The sequence below is a fragment of the Bradyrhizobium sp. 2TAF36 genome (genome assembly GCF_052114925.1).
GTDB classification, from domain to species: domain Bacteria; phylum Pseudomonadota; class Alphaproteobacteria; order Rhizobiales; family Xanthobacteraceae; genus Bradyrhizobium; species Bradyrhizobium barranii.
In genome coordinates, this window is sequence record NZ_JBFRFR010000030.1 from 60,344 (window position 1) to 76,726 (window position 16,383).

General features: G+C 65.1%; 17 protein-coding genes and 1 pseudogene. 8 read left to right on the forward strand and 10 right to left on the reverse strand.

The genetic code is table 11. The features are described from left to right. Positions 1-57 precede the first annotated feature (57 nt). The 3 genes and pseudogenes from AB4Z51_RS18505 to AB4Z51_RS18515 all read left to right on the forward strand — a co-directional run. Positions 58-960: pseudogene (locus AB4Z51_RS18505) on the forward strand (YifB family Mg chelatase-like AAA ATPase); the annotation flags it as partial. A 110-nt stretch (positions 961-1,070) separates the two neighbouring features. Beyond that, complete coding sequence (locus AB4Z51_RS18510; protein ID WP_135213977.1) at positions 1,071-1,544, forward strand: hypothetical protein; 474 nt, start codon at positions 1,071-1,073, stop codon at positions 1,542-1,544. A gap of 119 nt (positions 1,545-1,663) precedes the next feature. Next, positions 1,664-3,898, forward strand: coding sequence for a PAS domain-containing hybrid sensor histidine kinase/response regulator (locus tag AB4Z51_RS18515; protein ID WP_135213976.1), 2,235 nt, complete (start codon positions 1,664-1,666; stop codon positions 3,896-3,898). Between the two features lie 275 nt (positions 3,899-4,173). On the opposite strand, the gene coaA is transcribed toward AB4Z51_RS18515, so the two are convergent. From coaA to hisB, 7 genes are all read right to left on the reverse strand, one after another. Next, positions 4,174-5,130, reverse strand: a complete 957-nt coding sequence (gene coaA / locus AB4Z51_RS18520) for a type I pantothenate kinase (RefSeq protein WP_028150152.1) — start codon at positions 5,128-5,130, stop codon at positions 4,174-4,176. Positions 5,131-5,155: 25 nt separating this feature from the next. After that, positions 5,156-5,476 (reverse strand): phosphoribosyl-ATP diphosphatase, encoded by a 321-nt coding sequence (locus AB4Z51_RS18525; RefSeq protein ID WP_028150153.1) that lies wholly within the window; start codon positions 5,474-5,476, stop codon positions 5,156-5,158. 78 nt (positions 5,477-5,554) lie between these two features. After that, positions 5,555-6,328 carry an imidazole glycerol phosphate synthase subunit HisF gene (gene hisF, locus AB4Z51_RS18530; RefSeq protein WP_028150154.1) on the reverse strand — a complete coding sequence of 258 codons (774 nt, stop codon included), beginning with the start codon at positions 6,326-6,328 and terminating at the stop codon, positions 5,555-5,557. 10 nt (positions 6,329-6,338) lie between these two features. Continuing rightward, positions 6,339-7,076, reverse strand: coding sequence for a 1-(5-phosphoribosyl)-5-[(5-phosphoribosylamino)methylideneamino]imidazole-4-carboxamide isomerase (gene hisA, locus AB4Z51_RS18535; RefSeq protein ID WP_441497783.1), 738 nt, complete (start codon positions 7,074-7,076; stop codon positions 6,339-6,341). Continuing rightward, complete coding sequence (hisH, locus tag AB4Z51_RS18540) at positions 7,073-7,723, reverse strand: imidazole glycerol phosphate synthase subunit HisH (RefSeq protein ID WP_028150156.1); 651 nt, start codon at positions 7,721-7,723, stop codon at positions 7,073-7,075. The genes hisA and hisH overlap by 4 nt, the downstream gene beginning before the upstream one ends. Next, positions 7,720-8,250, reverse strand: coding sequence for a DUF2628 domain-containing protein (locus AB4Z51_RS18545; RefSeq protein ID WP_028150157.1), 531 nt, complete (start codon positions 8,248-8,250; stop codon positions 7,720-7,722). The genes hisH and AB4Z51_RS18545 overlap by 4 nt, the downstream gene beginning before the upstream one ends. A gap of 65 nt (positions 8,251-8,315) precedes the next feature. Next, the gene (gene hisB, locus AB4Z51_RS18550; protein WP_028150158.1) at positions 8,316-8,909 is read right to left on the reverse strand and encodes an imidazoleglycerol-phosphate dehydratase HisB; all 594 of its coding nucleotides are present in this window, start codon (positions 8,907-8,909) and stop codon (positions 8,316-8,318) included. 190 nt (positions 8,910-9,099) lie between these two features. Here hisB and hslV point away from each other — a divergent pair, with 190 nt between their 5' ends. Genes hslV through AB4Z51_RS18575 form a run of 5 tightly spaced genes read left to right on the forward strand, consistent with a single transcriptional unit; the run spans position 9,100 to position 13,284 of the window. Further along, complete coding sequence (gene hslV, locus AB4Z51_RS18555; protein ID WP_028150159.1) at positions 9,100-9,660, forward strand: ATP-dependent protease subunit HslV; 561 nt, start codon at positions 9,100-9,102, stop codon at positions 9,658-9,660. A 17-nt stretch (positions 9,661-9,677) separates the two neighbouring features. Beyond that, positions 9,678-10,163 (forward strand): GNAT family N-acetyltransferase, encoded by a 486-nt coding sequence (locus tag AB4Z51_RS18560; protein WP_441497765.1) that lies wholly within the window; start codon positions 9,678-9,680, stop codon positions 10,161-10,163. Beyond that, positions 10,160-10,777 (forward strand): DUF2585 domain-containing protein, encoded by a 618-nt coding sequence (locus tag AB4Z51_RS18565; RefSeq protein ID WP_135213973.1) that lies wholly within the window; start codon positions 10,160-10,162, stop codon positions 10,775-10,777. Before AB4Z51_RS18560 ends, AB4Z51_RS18565 begins: the two co-directional genes overlap by 4 nt. A gap of 49 nt (positions 10,778-10,826) precedes the next feature. Continuing rightward, on the forward strand, positions 10,827-12,131 hold the full coding sequence (gene hslU / locus AB4Z51_RS18570) for an ATP-dependent protease ATPase subunit HslU (protein ID WP_063980271.1): 1,305 nt from the start codon (positions 10,827-10,829) through the stop codon (positions 12,129-12,131). Positions 12,132-12,159: 28 nt separating this feature from the next. Continuing rightward, positions 12,160-13,284, forward strand: coding sequence for a hypothetical protein (locus AB4Z51_RS18575; protein WP_135213972.1), 1,125 nt, complete (start codon positions 12,160-12,162; stop codon positions 13,282-13,284). On the opposite strand, the gene AB4Z51_RS18580 is transcribed toward AB4Z51_RS18575, so the two are convergent. The 3 genes from AB4Z51_RS18580 to AB4Z51_RS18590 are packed head-to-tail and all read right to left on the reverse strand — an operon-like array spanning position 13,281 to position 16,106. Next, the gene (locus tag AB4Z51_RS18580) at positions 13,281-13,871 is read right to left on the reverse strand and encodes a Smr/MutS family protein (RefSeq protein ID WP_135213971.1); all 591 of its coding nucleotides are present in this window, start codon (positions 13,869-13,871) and stop codon (positions 13,281-13,283) included. The two genes, AB4Z51_RS18575 and AB4Z51_RS18580, sit on opposite strands and share 4 nt — an antisense overlap. Next, entirely contained in the window at positions 13,868-15,421 is a 1,554-nt protein-coding gene (gene mltA / locus AB4Z51_RS18585) for a murein transglycosylase A (RefSeq protein ID WP_166347141.1), read from the reverse strand. Before mltA ends, AB4Z51_RS18580 begins: the two co-directional genes overlap by 4 nt. Beyond that, the gene (locus tag AB4Z51_RS18590; RefSeq protein WP_063980275.1) at positions 15,399-16,106 is read right to left on the reverse strand and encodes a Tim44/TimA family putative adaptor protein; all 708 of its coding nucleotides are present in this window, start codon (positions 16,104-16,106) and stop codon (positions 15,399-15,401) included. The genes mltA and AB4Z51_RS18590 overlap by 23 nt, the downstream gene beginning before the upstream one ends. Between the last annotated feature and the right edge of the window lie 277 nt (positions 16,107-16,383).

Sequence of the window (16,383 nt, forward strand, 5' to 3'; positions counted from 1 at the left end):
ATTACTTCAGTGCTAATTAATGGGAAGCGCTTCGCAGGTTGACATTCAAGAAATGACATGCTCATGATCGGCGCGCCCGGTGCCGGCAAGTCGATGCTGGCGGCGCGCCTGCCCTCGATCCTGCCACCGCTGTCGCCGGGCGAATTGCTCGAAGTCTCCATGATCGCCTCCGTTGCCGGCGAGATCGAGGGCGGCGCGTTGACCGCGCGGCGGCCGTTCCGCTCGCCGCATCACTCCGCCAGCATGGCCGCGCTCACCGGCGGCGGCATTCGCGCAAAACCCGGCGAGATCTCGCTCGCGCATCAGGGCGTGCTGTTCCTCGACGAGCTGCCCGAATTCGATCCGCGCGTGCTGGATTCGCTGCGCCAGCCGCTGGAGAACGGTGAGGTCTCCGTCTCCCGCGCCAATCATCGCGTGACTTATCCTGCGCGCTTCATGCTGGTCGCGGCGATGAATCCGTGCCGCTGCGGCCATGCGTTCGAGCCCGGCTATGCCTGCAAGCGCGGCCGCATCGACCGCTGCACCGGCGACTACCAGGCGCGCATCTCCGGTCCGCTGATGGACCGCATCGATTTGCGCATCGAGGTTCCCGCGGTGACCGCCGCGGATCTGATCCTGCCGCCGGCGGCGGAGGGCTCGGCGGAAGTCGCCGCGCGCGTGGCAGCCGCGCGCGACATCCAGCTCGCGCGTTACGCGGATGCGGGCCTGCCGCATGTTCGCACCAATGCCGAGGCACCGGCCTCAGTGTTGGAAGACGTCGCCAAGCCGGATGCGCAAGGCGCCAAATTGCTGCGCGACGCTGCCGAGACCATGCGGCTGTCGGCGCGCGGCTATCATCGCGTCCTGCGGGTGGCGCGCACGCTCGCCGATCTCGACGGCGCCGACAAGATCGGCCGGCTGCATCTCGCCGAGGCGCTGTCCTACCGCGCACTCGCGGAGGATGTGCGGCAGATGGCCTGATCATTCCGCGCATCAACCCGGCGGTAACGAGTTTCCTTTACGCTCTGCAAACCATAAGGCCCAAGCGCTCCCCTATGAGTTCCACACAGGGCCCGGGCGAGTAGAGTGTCATGTTGCGTTTCAAGATCCTGGCCTCGGTTGTTCCCCTGCTGGCGGCCGCGGTGTTCGCCCGCGGCGAGATCGGATCGGTCTCGCATCCCTGCATCGCACTGGGCGAGACTTCAGTCGAGCTGACATCCCTGTTCTGGACGGCCGGCGTCCATGTCGCCTTCACCGACGATCTGTCGCGAGCCACGGTGCGGGTTCAGATCACCGACGATCCGGACGCGGCGGACTTCGCGGTCGTGGACGACGGTCTCGGCTCCGACACGGATTCCTGTCAGGCCAATCCGGCGACGCGCCTCGTCACGATTGCCACGGAGCCGGTCGACGGCGGCCCGGTGATTTACCTGTCCACCGACGGGCCAGCCGATTACCGCATCTATGTGCGCTCGAAGACCTTTTCGCAGCGCGAGGCCGCGGCGCTGATCGTCGGTGCCAATGGCGGCCACCGCCCGCTCCCGCTCCAGGCCGCCTCGCTCTGAAGCGTTAACACCTCGTCAACCCTGTTTGGAGGCCGAACCAAAGCCTCAAGCTGTTCGCAAGGTCGGCGAGACATCGTCGCAATTGGCGACGCAGGGTTTCGGAGCAAGAGTCGGGGTCGATGGCGATGGATCGGACGTTCCGGATCAAGGTGCGCATGCGCCGCTTCAGGCGACAGCATCCCCGCATCGCGTTCGCGATCCGCTCCTTCATGATCTTCTCGGCGACGTTCGGCGGCGCCTATGGCTTCGTCTCCGGCAGCCGCTCCGAGAACTCCGGCTACGATCCCAATACGTTTGCRGTCGGCGCAAGCTTCCTGTTCGCGCTCGCCTGCCTTGGCCTTGCCACGCTCAGCATGCGGCTGCGCTTCGTCAACAAGCGGATGCGTAAGCTGGCCGCCCACAACGAGACGCTGATCGACCGCAATTGGGAACTGAAGGAGGCGGAAGAACGCGCGCGCAGCCTGTTCGAACAGCAGGGCGACCTGATCGTGCTGCGCGACCACCAGGGCCGCATCACCTTCGCCAACGACGCCTATTGCGCGCTCGCAGGACAGGCGCGCAGCGTGCTGGTCGGCACGCGTTTCGATTTCGACGTGCTCGAGCAGGGCGACAGCGCCCGCGAAAGCAACGGCACGCGCATTCACGACCAGAGGATCACCACCCCGCACGGCGCGCGCTGGATCGCCTGGCGCGAGGGCTATGTCCGTCTCGATGCCGGCCAGCCCGCCGAACTGCAGAGCGTCGGACGCGACGTCACCGACCGCACCGAGACCGAGCGCGCGCTGTCGGACGCGCGCGACCAGGCCGATGCCGCCAACCGCGCCAAGTCGCGCTTCCTGGCGATGGCCTCGCATGAGATCCGCACGCCGCTCAACGGCATCATCGGCATGGGCGGCCTGTTGCTCGACACCACGCTGACGCCGGAGCAGACGACCTATGCCAGGGCGGTGAAAACCTCCGGCGAAGCGCTGATGGCGCTGATCGAGGAGCTGCTCGACTATTCCAAGATCGAGGCCGGCAAGCTCGATCTCGACCAACGCCCGTTCGCGCTCTCGACCATGATCGAGGAGATCACCGAGCTGCTCGCGCCGCGCGCGCAGGCAAAGACGCTCGAGATCGCCGCCTATGTCGACGAGCGCCTGCCGCTCGAGGTCGTCGGCGATGCCGCGCGGTTGCGCCAGGTGCTGCTCAACCTCGCTGGCAACGCCATCAAGTTCACCGCGACCGGCGGCGTCGCGCTGATCGTCGAACCCGGCATCTGGCCGAACGAGATCAGTTTTCTGGTGCGCGACACCGGCATCGGCATCGCCCCCGAGGTGCGAACGCGCATCTTCCGCGAGTTCGAGCAGGCCGACGAGCGCGTCGCCCGCACCTATGGCGGCACCGGGCTCGGCCTTGCCATCAGCGAGCGCATCGTCAAGCGCATGGGCGGCCGCATCACCCTGGAGAGCGAGCCGGGCAAGGGCTCGACCTTCGAGGTCGCGATTCCGCTTGCGCCATCGCAATCCGGCGCGGGACAGACGGCGTTCCCAAGCCCTGACCTCACCGGCAAGTCGATCCTCCTGATCGCCGACGGCATCGAGGCCTCGCTGATCGCGCGGCGGCTGGAGCGCTGGGGCGGACAGATCTGCCTCGTCTCGGATGGAGCCGTCGCAGAGGCGCTGCTGCCGGAGCGCTCATGGCATGCGGTGCTGGTCGATCGTGCGATCTGCGCCGCCATCGCCGACCATCTCGGCGAGGTCGCGCGCAAGCATGCGACGCAGCGGCTGGTGCTGCTGACGTCGAGCTCGCGTCACGAGACATTTTCAGCTTCCTTCACCGGCTTCCTGATCAAGCCGCTGCGCGCGGCTTCGCTCGCGGCGCGTCTCGCGCTGACGCCGGAGGTCGCCTCGCCCGAACTGGCGCCGGAGCCGCCGGCCGCCTCCCCCGCCGGCGTCGTAGCGGCAAAGGGCCTGTCGATCCTCGTCGCCGAAGACAACGAGATCAACGCGCTGCTGATGCGCTCGCTGCTGACCAAGCTCGGCCACCGCGTCGTCATCGCCGTTCATGGCGAGGCGGCGCTGGAATCCTGGCTCGCCGCGTCATCCGCCGGCACGCCCTACGATCTCGTGCTGATGGATATCCAGATGCCGCAACTCGACGGCATCGAGGCGACAAAACGCATCCGCACGCATGAGGCAGCCAAAGGCGGCCACCACACGCCGATCCTCGCGCTCACCGCCAATACGCTGGTGGAGGATCGCTATGCCTGTTTCGAGGCGGGCATGAACGGGTTTCTGATCAAGCCGCTCGATCGCGACAAGCTGGACGAGGCGCTGGCCGGGCTGGCGGCGGCGCGGCATCTGGCGGTGTAGGAAGGTCTCTCCTCCGTCATTGCGAGGAGCCCTTGCGACGAAGCAATCCAGAATCCCTCCGCGGAAAGATTCTGGATTGCTTCGCTGCGCTCGCAATGATGATGTGGCTGCAGGCGTGCGCCAATCACCAATGCCGTAGGGTGGGCAAAGCCAACGGGTCGCGCGAATGCGCGCCCGATGACAGGCTCCGCGTGCCCACCATTCACATTCGACAATGCAGATAGACGGTGGGCACAGCGCGCTTCGCGCCTTTGCCCACCCGACGATACCGCGGCCTATAGCCGTCGCAGCGCCACGCTCGCCACCGTGTGGTCGGCGCCCTTCTTCAGGATCAGCGTCGCGCGGGGGCGGGTCGGAAGGATGTTGTCCTCGAGATTGGCGAGGTTGGTGCGTTCCCAGATCGCGATGGCGGTGGCGGTGGCTTCCTCGTCCGACAACAGCGCGTAGCGGTTGAAGTAGGATTTTGGATTGGTGAACGCGGTGTCACGCAGCGCCAGGAAGCGCTTGATGTACCATTGCCGCAGCGCCGCCTCGTCGGCGTCGATATAGACCGAGAAATCGAAGAAGTCGGAGACCACGGGCACCGCCTTGCCGTCGCGCGGCAGCTTGCCGGTCTGCAGCACGTTGACGCCCTCGACGATCAGGATGTCGGGCTGGTCGATCTCGGCCCACTGGTTCGGCACGATGTCGTAGGTCAGATGCGAATAGACCGGCGCGCGCACGTGGCGGCGGCCGGCCTTGATGTCGGAGAGGAAGCTGAGCAGCAGCGGCAGGTCGTAGCTCTCCGGAAAACCCTTCTTCTGCATGATGCCCTGCCGCTCCAGCACGGCGTTGGGATACAGAAATCCGTCGGTGGTGATCAGCTCGACCTTCGGACGCGGCGACCAGCGCGCCAGCAGCGCCTGAAGCACGCGGGCCGTGGTGGATTTTCCGACCGCGACCGAACCGGCGACGCCGATGATGTAGGGCATCTTGCGGTCGCGGATGTTGAGGAACTGGCGCTCCGCGTAATACAGGCGCTGCATCGCATCGACATAGATCGACAGGAGGCGCGACAGCGGCAGGTAGATGTCCTCGACCTCCTGCAAGTCCAGGCGATCGTGCAGCGAGCGCAGCCGGTCGAACTCGCCGGGCTCCAGCGTCATCGGCGTGTCGTCGCGCAGTCGCGACCACTGCTCGCGCGTATAGACGCGGTACGGATTATACTGCTGCTCGGGTGCGCGGATATCCATGACGCGACCTTTCCGTTGGGATCTACTAACCCTTGCGGGACGCCTTTTCTTCCAATCCGGACATATTCGTCCGCTTGTCCAGCGCGGCCTCGACCTCCTCCAGCTTTACGCCGCGGGCCTTGAGCAGCACAAGGAAGTGATAGAGCAGGTCGGCACTTTCAGCGATCAGATGCGCGCGATCGTTTTCGACTGCTGCGATTACGGTTTCGACTGCCTCCTCGCCGAACTTCTTGGCGCAATGCTCGGCGCCCTTGTCCAGGAGCTTGCGGGTATAGGACGCCTCGCCGCCGGCCGCCGCGCGGGCGTCGATGGTGTCGGCCAGATCGTGGATCGTGAAACGCGACATCGGAATTACTCAGAAACACACAAGGCCACGGAGGCCATTCTCCGCAGGCCTATGTAGCATTTTTATGATCGGGAGTCGTCAGGCATCGAGGCGCATGGCCAGTCCGCGCCGGGCCATGTGCTCCTTGGCTTCGCGAATGGTGAATTCCCCGAAATGGAAGATCGAGGCAGCCAGCACAGCCGTGGCGTGGCCGTCGCGGATACCGTCGACGAGATGATCGAGATTGCCGACGCCGCCCGAGGCGATCACGGGAACGGGAACGCTGTCGGCGATCGCCCGGGTCAGCGGGATGTCGAAGCCCTGCCGGGTGCCGTCGCGGTCCATGGAGGTGAGCAGGATTTCACCAGCACCGAGCGAGACCACTTCCTGGGCATATTCGATGGCATCGATGCCGGTCGAGTTGCGCCCGCCATGGGTGAAGATCTCCCAGCGATCGCCGCCCGGACGCTTGACCCGCTTGGCGTCGATCGCGACCACCACGCATTGTTCGCCGAATTTCTCGGCAGCTTCCTTGACGAACTCGCGCCGCGACACCGCGGCGCTGTTGATCGAGACCTTGTCGGCGCCGGCGCGCAGGAGCGTCTTGATGTCGTCAACCTTGCGCACGCCGCCACCGACGGTCACGGGCATGAAGCAGGCCTCCGCCGTACGCCGGACCACGTCCAGCATGATGCCGCGGTTCTCGTGGGTCGCGGTGATGTCGAGGAAGGTGAGCTCGTCGGCGCCGGCGGCGTCATAGGCGATCGCGGCTTCGACGGGATCGCCGGCATCGCGCAGGTCGACGAAGTTGACGCCCTTGACGACCCGGCCGTCCTTGACGTCGAGGCAGGGGATCACGCGCACCTTGAACATGTGTCAGCTCCTAGGCGGTGCGCGCGTTGCGGATCAAGGTGAGGGCGGCGGCGGGATCGAGCCGGCCGTCGTAAAGCGCGCGGCCGGCGATCGCGCCGGCGAGCTTCCTGGCGCGCGGCGTCAGCATCGCCTTGACGTCCTCGATCGAGGCGAGGCCACCGGAGGCGATCACGGGGATGGAGATGCTGTCTGCCAGCGCAATGGTCGCATCGAGATTCAGGCCCTTCAGAAGACCATCGCGCGCGATGTCGGTGAAGATGATGGCGGCGACGCCGGCGTCCTCGAAACGCTGCGCGATCTCCAGCACCGTCACCTGCGAGGTCTCGGCCCAGCCTTCGACCGCGACCTTGCCGTCACGGGCATCAAGCCCGACCGCGACGCGGCCGGGGAATTTTTTTGCAGCCGCCTTCACCAGTTCAGGGTCGCGCACCGCGGCGGTGCCGATGATGACGCGGGTGATGCCCTTGTCGAGCCAGGCTTCGACGGTCGCGAGATCGCGAATGCCGCCGCCGAGCTGTACCGGGATCTTGATCGTCTTGAGCATCCCCTCGATCGCCTGCGCATTCACCGGCTTGCCGGCAAAGGCGCCGTCGAGATCGACGACGTGGAGATACTCGAAGCCTTGTTCGACAAAGCTCTGCGCCTGGGCTGCGGGATTGAGGTTGAATACGGTCGCGCGCGCCATGTCGCCTTGCTCGAGGCRCACGCACTGGCCGTTCTTGAGGTCAACAGCGGGAAAGAGAATCACGGTTTCCATCGCAAAAAGTTCGAGATCAGGGCCAAGCCGAAACGCTGGCTCTTCTCGGGGTGGAATTGGGTGCCGATGGCGGTGTCCTTCGCGACGATCGCGGTGACGGGTCCACCGTAATCGGCGCGCGCGAGCACGTCCGCCTCGTTGGCGGCGTTGAGGTGGTAGGAGTGCACGAAATAGGCGTGCTGGCCCTTGGGGCCGAGCGGCAGCCTGTCCAGCACCGGATGCTCGCGCAGCAGGTCGAGCGTGTTCCAGCCCATGTGCGGGATCTTCAGGCTCTCGTCGCGCGGCATGATCTTCTCGACGTCGCCGCCGACCCAGTTCAGGCCCTCGGTGATGACGTGTTCCTTGCCGCGGCTCGCCATCAGCTGCATGCCGACGCAAATACCAAAGAAGGGCCGCGCCTTGACACGCACCGCTTCAGTGATCGCCTCGACCATGCCGTTGACGGCATCGAGCCCGCGCCGGCAATCGGCGAAGGCGCCGACGCCCGGCAGCACCAGACGGTCGGCGCCGTAGGCCTGATCCGGATCGCTGGTGACGAAGACCTTTTGCGGAATCTCCAGGCTGCGCGCGGCGCGCTCGAACGCCTTGGCGGCGGAATGCAGATTGCCTGAACCGTAATCGATGATCGCGACGCTCATCTTGACCCTCCCGGTTCTGGAAACAATCCAATGATGCCGCCCGACGGCAGCGGTGGCGGATTCGAGAATTGCTGACCCGGCACATTGCGGGTTGGCGGCGGGCCGCCGCGATCGACGGCCCATTGATCGTTGACGATGCCGCGCTGCTTCTGGCTCCAGCGCTCGAAGAACCGCCGCTCGGCGGTGTCCTCGTCGTCGGAGATGACGACGTCGAGCTGGCGCCACTTGCCGCGCGACAGCGTCCAGCGGCGCAGGCTCGAGGCCTCGAAACCCATCAGCACCGCGATGATCATATTGGCCAAGAAGATCGAGCTGCGGCCAACGCCGAGGCTATGCAGCCCTGCATCGAATGCAGCCAGGAAAATCACCCAGCCGATCAGCGCCAGCCAGAGCCTGTTCCAGAGCAGCCAGAACGGGCCGAGAACCATCGCCCAGAAATGAAAACCGTCGCGCACGAAGACGAACTTGTCAGTCGCGCGCAGATCGGCTCCGGCAGGGGAGGGAGCATGAACTGTGTAGACAGGCATGGTGATGCCCCGTTCCTAGGAATTCAGTGATACCGCAAGCGGCGCGTGCCGCGGGCCGAAAGACGTCAACCGCCGAGCGAGCCCTTGGTGGACGGGATTTCGCCCACAGCCTTCGGATCGATCGCGACGGCAGTGCGCAGCGCCCGCGCCAGGCCCTTGAAGCAGGACTCGGCGATATGGTGGCTGTTATCGCCATATAGGGTCTCGACGTGGAGAGTCACGCCGGCGTTCATGGCGAAGGCCTGGAACCACTCGCGCACCAGCTCGGTATCGAACTCGCCGATCTTGTCGCGGGGGAAGTCGGCCTTGAACACCAGGAACGGACGGCCCGAGATGTCGATGACCACGCGCGACAGCGTCTCGTCCATGGGCATGTGCACGCCGGCATAGCGGGTGATGCCCGCCATGTTGCCGAGCGCCTGCTTGACCGCCTGGCCGAGCGCGATGCCGGTGTCTTCGGTGGTATGGTGATGATCAATGTGCAAATCGCCGACCGCCTTGACCGTGAGGTCGATGCGGGAATGGCGGGCGAGGAGATCGAGCATATGGTCGAAAAAGCCGATGCCGGTCGCGATATTGGACACGCCGGTGCCATCGAGGTTCACGGTGACCTCGATGTCGGTTTCCTTGGTCTTGCGCTTGATCGTCGCGGTGCGCATTGAAAAGCGGTTTCCATTCTGGTTTTGGACCGAAAACGGCGGTCTTTTAACAGTCAAATGACGCCTTCGCTACTGCGGGAACGGCTGGCCGGGCCTCTACTTCTGCCTATGGTGAGCGAAATGGGCCCGGAGCGGCCCGTTGTACGGTCGGTCCCGACCGCCTAAATCAGGTCCGACAACGAGGTATTTGATGCAGGACTCCCAGAACAGCGCGCCGGGCTGGCACGGCACCACGATTTTGACGGTCCGCAAGGGCGGCAAGGTGGTGATCGGCGGCGACGGCCAGGTCTCGATCGGCCAGACCGTGATCAAGTCCAACGCCAAGAAGGTGCGAAAACTCGGCAAGGGCGACGTCATCGGCGGCTTTGCCGGCGCCACGGCTGACGCCTTCACGCTCTTTGAGCGGCTCGAATCCAAGCTCGAGCAGTATCCGGGGCAGCTGACCCGGGCCGCGGTGGAGCTCGCCAAGGACTGGCGGACCGACCGCTATCTGCGCCGCCTGGAGGCCATGATGATCGTGGCCGACAAGGACGTCTCCCTGGTGCTGACAGGCACCGGCGACGTGCTGGAGCCCGAGGCCGGGGTCATGGCGATCGGCTCCGGCGGCAATTACGCCCTGGCCGCCGCGCGGGCCCTGATCGACACCGACAAGGATGCCGAGACCATCGTCCGCCGCTCCCTCGATATCGCCGCCGACATCTGCGTCTACACCAACCGCAATCTGACCATCGAAAGCCTGGCGACCGGCTAGGCCAGACCGAACAGGACATGGCGCCCGCCTACACCTTCCGCCCGATGAGCACGGCCGATTTGCCGCTGATCCGGCGGTGGCTGGGCGAGGCGCATGTGCGGGAATGGTGGGGCGATCCGGACGAGCAGTTTGCGCTCGTGGGCGGCGATCTCGATGAGCGGGCGATGGACCAGTTCATCGTGTTGGCCGGCACCCACCCGTTCGGCTATCTTCAATGCTATCGCCTGACAGCCTGGAATACCGGCTTTGGGCCGCAACCGGAGGGCACCCGTGGGATCGACCAGTTCATCGGCGAAAGCGACATGATCGCGCGCGGCCACGGCTCCGCGTTCATCCGCCAGTTCGTCGACGGCCAGTTGCGGCAGGGCCTGCCACGCATCGTCACCGATCCCGATCCGCTCAACGCACGTGCCGTGCGCGCCTATGAGAAGGGCGGCTTCGTCCGCGACCGCATGGTTGAGACGCCGGACGGGACGGCGCTGCTGATGGTGCGCGAGCCGTGACGCTGATGAGCACGCACGAGAGCAAGGTCGCCGTACCGCCGTTCGCCTGGGTCGGCATCGCACTGCTGCTGCTGGCGCTGCAGGCCTCGATCCTGTTCGCGATGGGACGGGTGCCGATCTGCACCTGCGGCTATGTAAAGCTCTGGCATGGCGTGGTGAACAGCTCCGAAAATTCGCAGCACATCACGGACTGGTACACCTTCTCTCACATCCTGCATGGCTTCCTGTTCTACGGCTTGACCTGGCTGCTGTTCGCGCGCCTGCCCTTCCTACAACTGTCCTGGCCGGCACGGCTGATCGTCGCCATGCTGATCGAAGGCACCTGGGAGATCGTCGAGAACTCGCCCTTCATCATCGAACGCTACCGTGCCGGCACGATCTCGCTGGATTATTTCGGCGACAGCATCGTCAATTCGATTTCTGACAATCTGGCCATGATGATGGGGTTCCTCGCCGCGCGCGTGCTGCCAGTCTCGGTGACCGTCCTGCTCGGGCTCGCCTTCGAGATCATGCTCGCGCTTCACATTCGCGACAATCTGACGCTCAATATCCTGATGCTGATCCATCCGATCGACGCCGTGAAACAGTGGCAATCGGGCCCGCCCATCATCTGACGTAAAATGCGGCTTGTCCCGACCCGCATCTGATCCTAGCTAAGGTCCCATGACAGACTTCTCTCCCCGCGAAATCGTCTCCGAACTCGACCGTTTCATCGTCGGCCAGGCCGATGCCAAGCGCGCGGTCTCGATCGCGCTGCGCAACCGCTGGCGGCGGCAGCAGCTCTCCGGCTCCTTGCGCGAAGAGGTACTCCCGAAGAACATCTTGATGATCGGCCCCACCGGCGTCGGCAAGACGGAGATCGCGCGACGGCTCGCCAAGCTCGCGAACGCGCCGTTCCTGAAGGTGGAAGCGACGAAATTCACCGAGGTCGGCTATGTCGGCCGCGACGTCGAGCAGATCGTGCGCGATCTCGTCGAGGTCGCGATCGCCCAGGTGCGTGAGCGCAAGCGCAAGGACGTGCAGGCACGCGCGCAGCTCGCCGCCGAGGAGCGCGTGCTCGACGCGCTGGTCGGCGCCAATTCCAGCCAGGCAACGCGCGAATCGTTCCGCAAGAAGCTGCGCGCCGGCGAGCTCAACGACAAGGAAATCGAGATCGAGACGCAGTCCTCGGGCGGCGGCATGCCGATGTTCGAGATCCCGGGCATGCCTGGCGCGCAGATGGGCGCGGTGTCGCTCGGCGACATCTTCGGCAAGCTGGGTGGCCGCAGCAAGACGCGGCGCCTGACGGTGGAGAACTCGCACGAGATCCTCGTCAATGAGGAATCCGACAAGCTGCTGGATACCGACCAGCTCACGCTGGAGGCGATCAGCGCGGTCGAGAACAACGGCATCGTGTTCCTGGACGAGATCGACAAGATCTGCGCGCGCGACGGCCGGGTCGGCGGCGACGTCTCGCGCGAGGGCGTGCAGCGTGACCTGTTGCCGCTGATCGAAGGCACCACGGTCTCGACCAAGCACGGCGCGGTGAAGACCGATCACATCCTGTTCATCGCGTCCGGCGCCTTCCACGTCGCGAAGCCGTCCGACCTGTTGCCCGAATTGCAGGGCCGCCTGCCGATCCGCGTCGAACTGCAGGCACTGACCCGCGACGACATGCGGCGCATCCTGACCGAGCCCGAGGCCTCGCTGATCAAGCAATATATCGCGTTGCTGCAGACCGAGGGCGTGACGCTCGACATCACCGCCGACGCCATCGACGCGCTGGCCGACGTCGCGGTCGCCGTCAATTCCACCGTCGAGAACATCGGCGCGCGGCGGCTCCAGACCGTGATGGAACGGGTGCTGGACGAAATCTCCTTCACCGCCCCCGACCGCAGCGGCGAGACCGTCAAGGTCGATGCGGATTTCGTGCAGAAGCACGTCGGCGACCTCGCCAAGAACGCCGATCTGAGCCGGTTCATTTTGTAATTCCGCGCGGCCACGCTATGGATGCGGCGTGACCGCAAATATCCTGCAAAATCCCTGGCGTCTCCTGCTCGCGATCAACGCCGCGGTCATCGTCGGCGTGTTCGTCCACAAGATCCAGCTGCCGCCTTACGTCCCCTACATCCACCTCCTCGTCGACTATCATTTCGGCTTCATCAAGCGCGCACTGATCGGCGCCATCGTCGCGCTGTTCACGGACAAGGTGCCGGTTTGGCTGGTGTTCGCGCTCGGCGGAGCGACGTGGCTGGTGACGCTGGGGCTGTACGCAAGGCTATTCCAGAAAACGTTCGGCTTCACCGCGAGAACGCTGCCGCTGTTCGTCTTCATCGCGGGCTCGCCGTTCTTTCTCAAGAACTTCATGCACACGCTCGGCCATTTCGACATCTATGGCTGCGCACTGGCGATCATCCTGCTGCTGATGCCGGCAGGCTCGTTGCTGTTCGTCGCAACGGCCGCGCTGTTCGCGATCGTCCTCGTGCTGATCCACCACATTCATCTGCTGATGTATGTGCCGACGATCGTCACCATCGTCGTGATCAGGCACTACCTCGCTTACAGCGCCACCAGAGCGAATGTCGCGTTCGGTTTGGTCGCGCTGCTTGGCGTGAGCGCGCTGTTCTTCGCCGCGCAATTCCTGGGAACGATGCCGATCCCGGAAGCGGATTTCGTTGCGTATCTGAAGACCCGGATGGCCGATCCGGCGCGGACCGACCTGCTGCAATTCGCCTACATCTGGTACCAGCCGCTGGCGAAGGAGGTTTCGGATACCTGGGGCCGCCTGCCGCACAACATCCTCGGCGTGCCGGTGTTCGCCCTGCTGATCTGGCTGCACACGCCACTCTGGCGCTATTTCGCCGGCCTGATCGGCGCGCTCGCGGATGACATGCACCGGCGCCTCGTCGTCGCGGCGCTGATCGGCATCAGCCTCGCCTATCTCGTGATGTTCGCGATGGTGTTCGACTATTCGCGCTGGATCTCGAACTGGGCGGTCTGCCTGTTCCTGATCCTGCATGCGGTGAAGATGCTGCCGGCCAAATACAATGCACCGCTGATCGCGTCGGAGGATCAGAAGACAAATATCTTCGGCCTGATCCTCACGCTGATCCCGCGCGTCGGAATCGTCCGGCCGTTCTAATACCTCGCCCGGCGTATCCGCACATAGAGCGCGCCCTCGCCGCCGTGGCCGATATGCGCCTCCTCGAAGCCGACGACGAAGGCGCGGAATTCCGGCAGGCTCAGCCATTCCGGCACCTGGCGGCGGAGCACGCCGCTTTCGCCGCCGCTCCGTCCCTTGCCGGTGATGACGAGCACGAAGGTCAGGCCGTCGTGATGGGCGCGGTGCAGGAAGCCGGTCAGGGCCCGGTGGGCGCGTATCTGGGTCATGCCGTGCAGATCGAGCCGCGCCTCGATCTCACTACGGCCGCGCGACAATTTTGTGCGCTCGCGCTTGCCCAGCGGTGCCAGCGGCGGCATGGCCGGCTTTGCCACCCGCACAGCCGTCGCGGCAGCGATCGGCCGTGGCGATGGCGCAGATCGCGTGGCCGGCGCTGCCGGTGAAGGCTCAGTGCGCGGCGGGGCATGCGCCTTTGCCACGCGATGCTTCCGCAGCGGCTTGACCTGTTTTGCGACCGCATCCCACAGCGCGCGCTCCTCCTCGCTCAGCGCACGGCGGCGCGGCGAGGGACGAGGCTCCAGCACGGGCGGACGGGACGATCGCTTCATTGCTGCCGATGGGGACGATTCTTGACTGGCCGCCGCGGCTCCTGAACGGGCTCTATCACGGGACGCGGCACCGGCAACGGGACCGGATTGGCAACGGCGACGGTCTCACCCTTACCTTGCGCCACGGCTGCGGACGGAGCCGCCGGCTTGGTCTGATCCTTGGCCGAATCCTTGGCAGGATCGGTCTGCGGAAACAGCTTTGCGATCTTCTCCGAGGGACGCGGGTCCGGCACCGGCAACTTCGCGGCGCGCACCGTGGGATCGAGGCCCTTCGGCACCAACATGACGAAGTGCATGGGATGGCGCAGCCGTCCCGAGACGCGGCCGGCATCCGCGCCGGCGCCGAAATAGAGATCGGCGCGCGCGGGACCGATGATGGCCGAGCCGGTGTCCTGCGCGATCATCAGCCGGTGGAACGGCGTCTTGGAGCGTTCGGAATCGATCGGAAGCTCGCCCTCGATGAAGAACGGCGTGCCGTAGACGTGCAGCGCCTTGTCGACCGCGATCGAGCGGCCGGCAGTCAGCGGAATGCCCTGCGCACCCACTGCTTCTTCCTTGTCGGACAGATTGACCTCGCGGAAGAAGATGTAGGAGCGGTTCTGGCGGCGCAGATCCTTGGCGCCATCGGGGTTCTGCGCCATCCACTCCCTGATCTTCTGCATCGACATCTCCTCCTTCGGAATGATGCCGCGCTCGATCAGGACACGACCGACGGCCGTGTAGGGATAGCCGTTATAGGCGTCGTAATTCAGCCGGACCGTGCCGCCGTCGTCGAACTTGATCCGCGCCGAGCCCTGGATCTGGGCGAACAGCAGATCGGTCGGGTCCTTCAGCCAGGCGATCTCCAGCCCGCGGCCGGCGATCTTGCCGTCCTCGATCTCGCCGCGATCGTAATAGGGCACCAGCTTGCGGCGGCCGATCTTGCGATAGACCGGGCCCTTGTTGGGCAGGCTGACCGAGTCCTGCTTGTAGCCGCGCACAAACAGGTTCGACGGGCGACGATAGACCGGCACGTTGAAGGCGTCGGTCTGCGTCCGCGATCCCTCCAGCACCGGTTCGTAATAGCCGGTGACGAAACCGTCGGGTTCGCCGAGGCGCGAGATCCGCAGCGGCGCGAAATTCTCCTCGAAGAAGGTCCTGGCTTTGGCGTCGTCGGTGAGCTCGAGCGACTTGGCGGCCCGGCAGGGCTCGCTCAGCGAGCCGCCAAGCGCCTTCGGTTCGGCCGCACCGGTCTGCGCGTTGATCGTCCGGCAGCTCGCGCGGAACGTCTTGTAGGCGGCCAGATGGTCGTCGTCGCTCCAGCCTTTCACGTCCGTCCAGGTCAGCGGCAGATATTGCGCACCGGGGATTTCGAACGGCAAAGGGAGCTGCGGATAGGGCAAGGCGCGCGGCGGGGCGGCGGCAAGTGCCGGGAGATGATGGTGATGGCTGCGGTAGTGACGCCGCGCCGCTTCGGCGCCGAGCGAAAACGACGACAGCACGACGGCACCTGCGCAAAGCGCCGTCGCGCTGTTCTTCAGGAAATTCTTAATTCGCGCTTCCGGTGCCAACCAGCTTCCAGTTTGGATCGCGAGAGGTGATATCGCGGGCGAAGGTCCAGATGTCGGTGATGTCGGCGACCGTGTCCGCACTACCGTCGACGATATTGCCGCTCTTGTCGCGGGTGGCCGAGATCATCTGCGAGACGAATCGTATGGTGAGCTGAGCCGTGCGGTCCCGCAGCTCGGCGCCGACGAGCTCGGCCTTGTCGATCGAGACGAAACGCGTCTCGGTCTTCTGCTCATACTTCTCGCGTTCCTTGATGGCGGCGTCGAAGCTGTCATAGACCTCCGACGACAGCAGGTCGCGCAACGCGCGGCGGTCGCCATTGGCAAAGGCCAGCACGATCATCTCATAAGCGCCGCGGGCGCCCGAGATGAAATGGCGCGGGTCGAAGGTGGAATCCTTGTCGACGATGGCATCGAGACCCTGGGCGAGCGCGGTGCCCGGCTCGGTCAGGCCCTTCCAGCGGTCGGAGGGCGGAGCCGGCTCGGCGGTCGGCGCCAGCGGGGCCTGGTCGATCACCTTGCCCGGCATGGTCACGACGTTCTTGTCCTGGGCACCCCCCAGCGCATTGCGGGCGGCGGTGCGGTCGAACGGCGGCCGCTCGTTACCCGTCCGCTGTCCCAGCACGCTGCGCAGCCTCAGAAAGATGAAGACCGCCAGCGCCAGGAAGATGATGGTGTAGATGTCCACGTCGTATTCGCTTTCTGGTCTTCGCTGAAAGGGGCCGTCTCGGGTCGTCGCCGGGAAAATCAATCCGGCCAGTAGACCGTTCCATACGGGAACGGCAAGTCTACATCACCATTTTAGGTCCGCGCGTCTGGTCCTCGGGATGTAGGCACGAAATCTTGCCCGGCCAATGGCGCCTTTTGGCACAGCGCCGAGTGTAGCGCGTTTTATGCTTAAGGGGAAACCCGATCCTGCCCGGAAATCGCGCATCTTCAATCGTTTAACGCGCGATTTCGTCAGG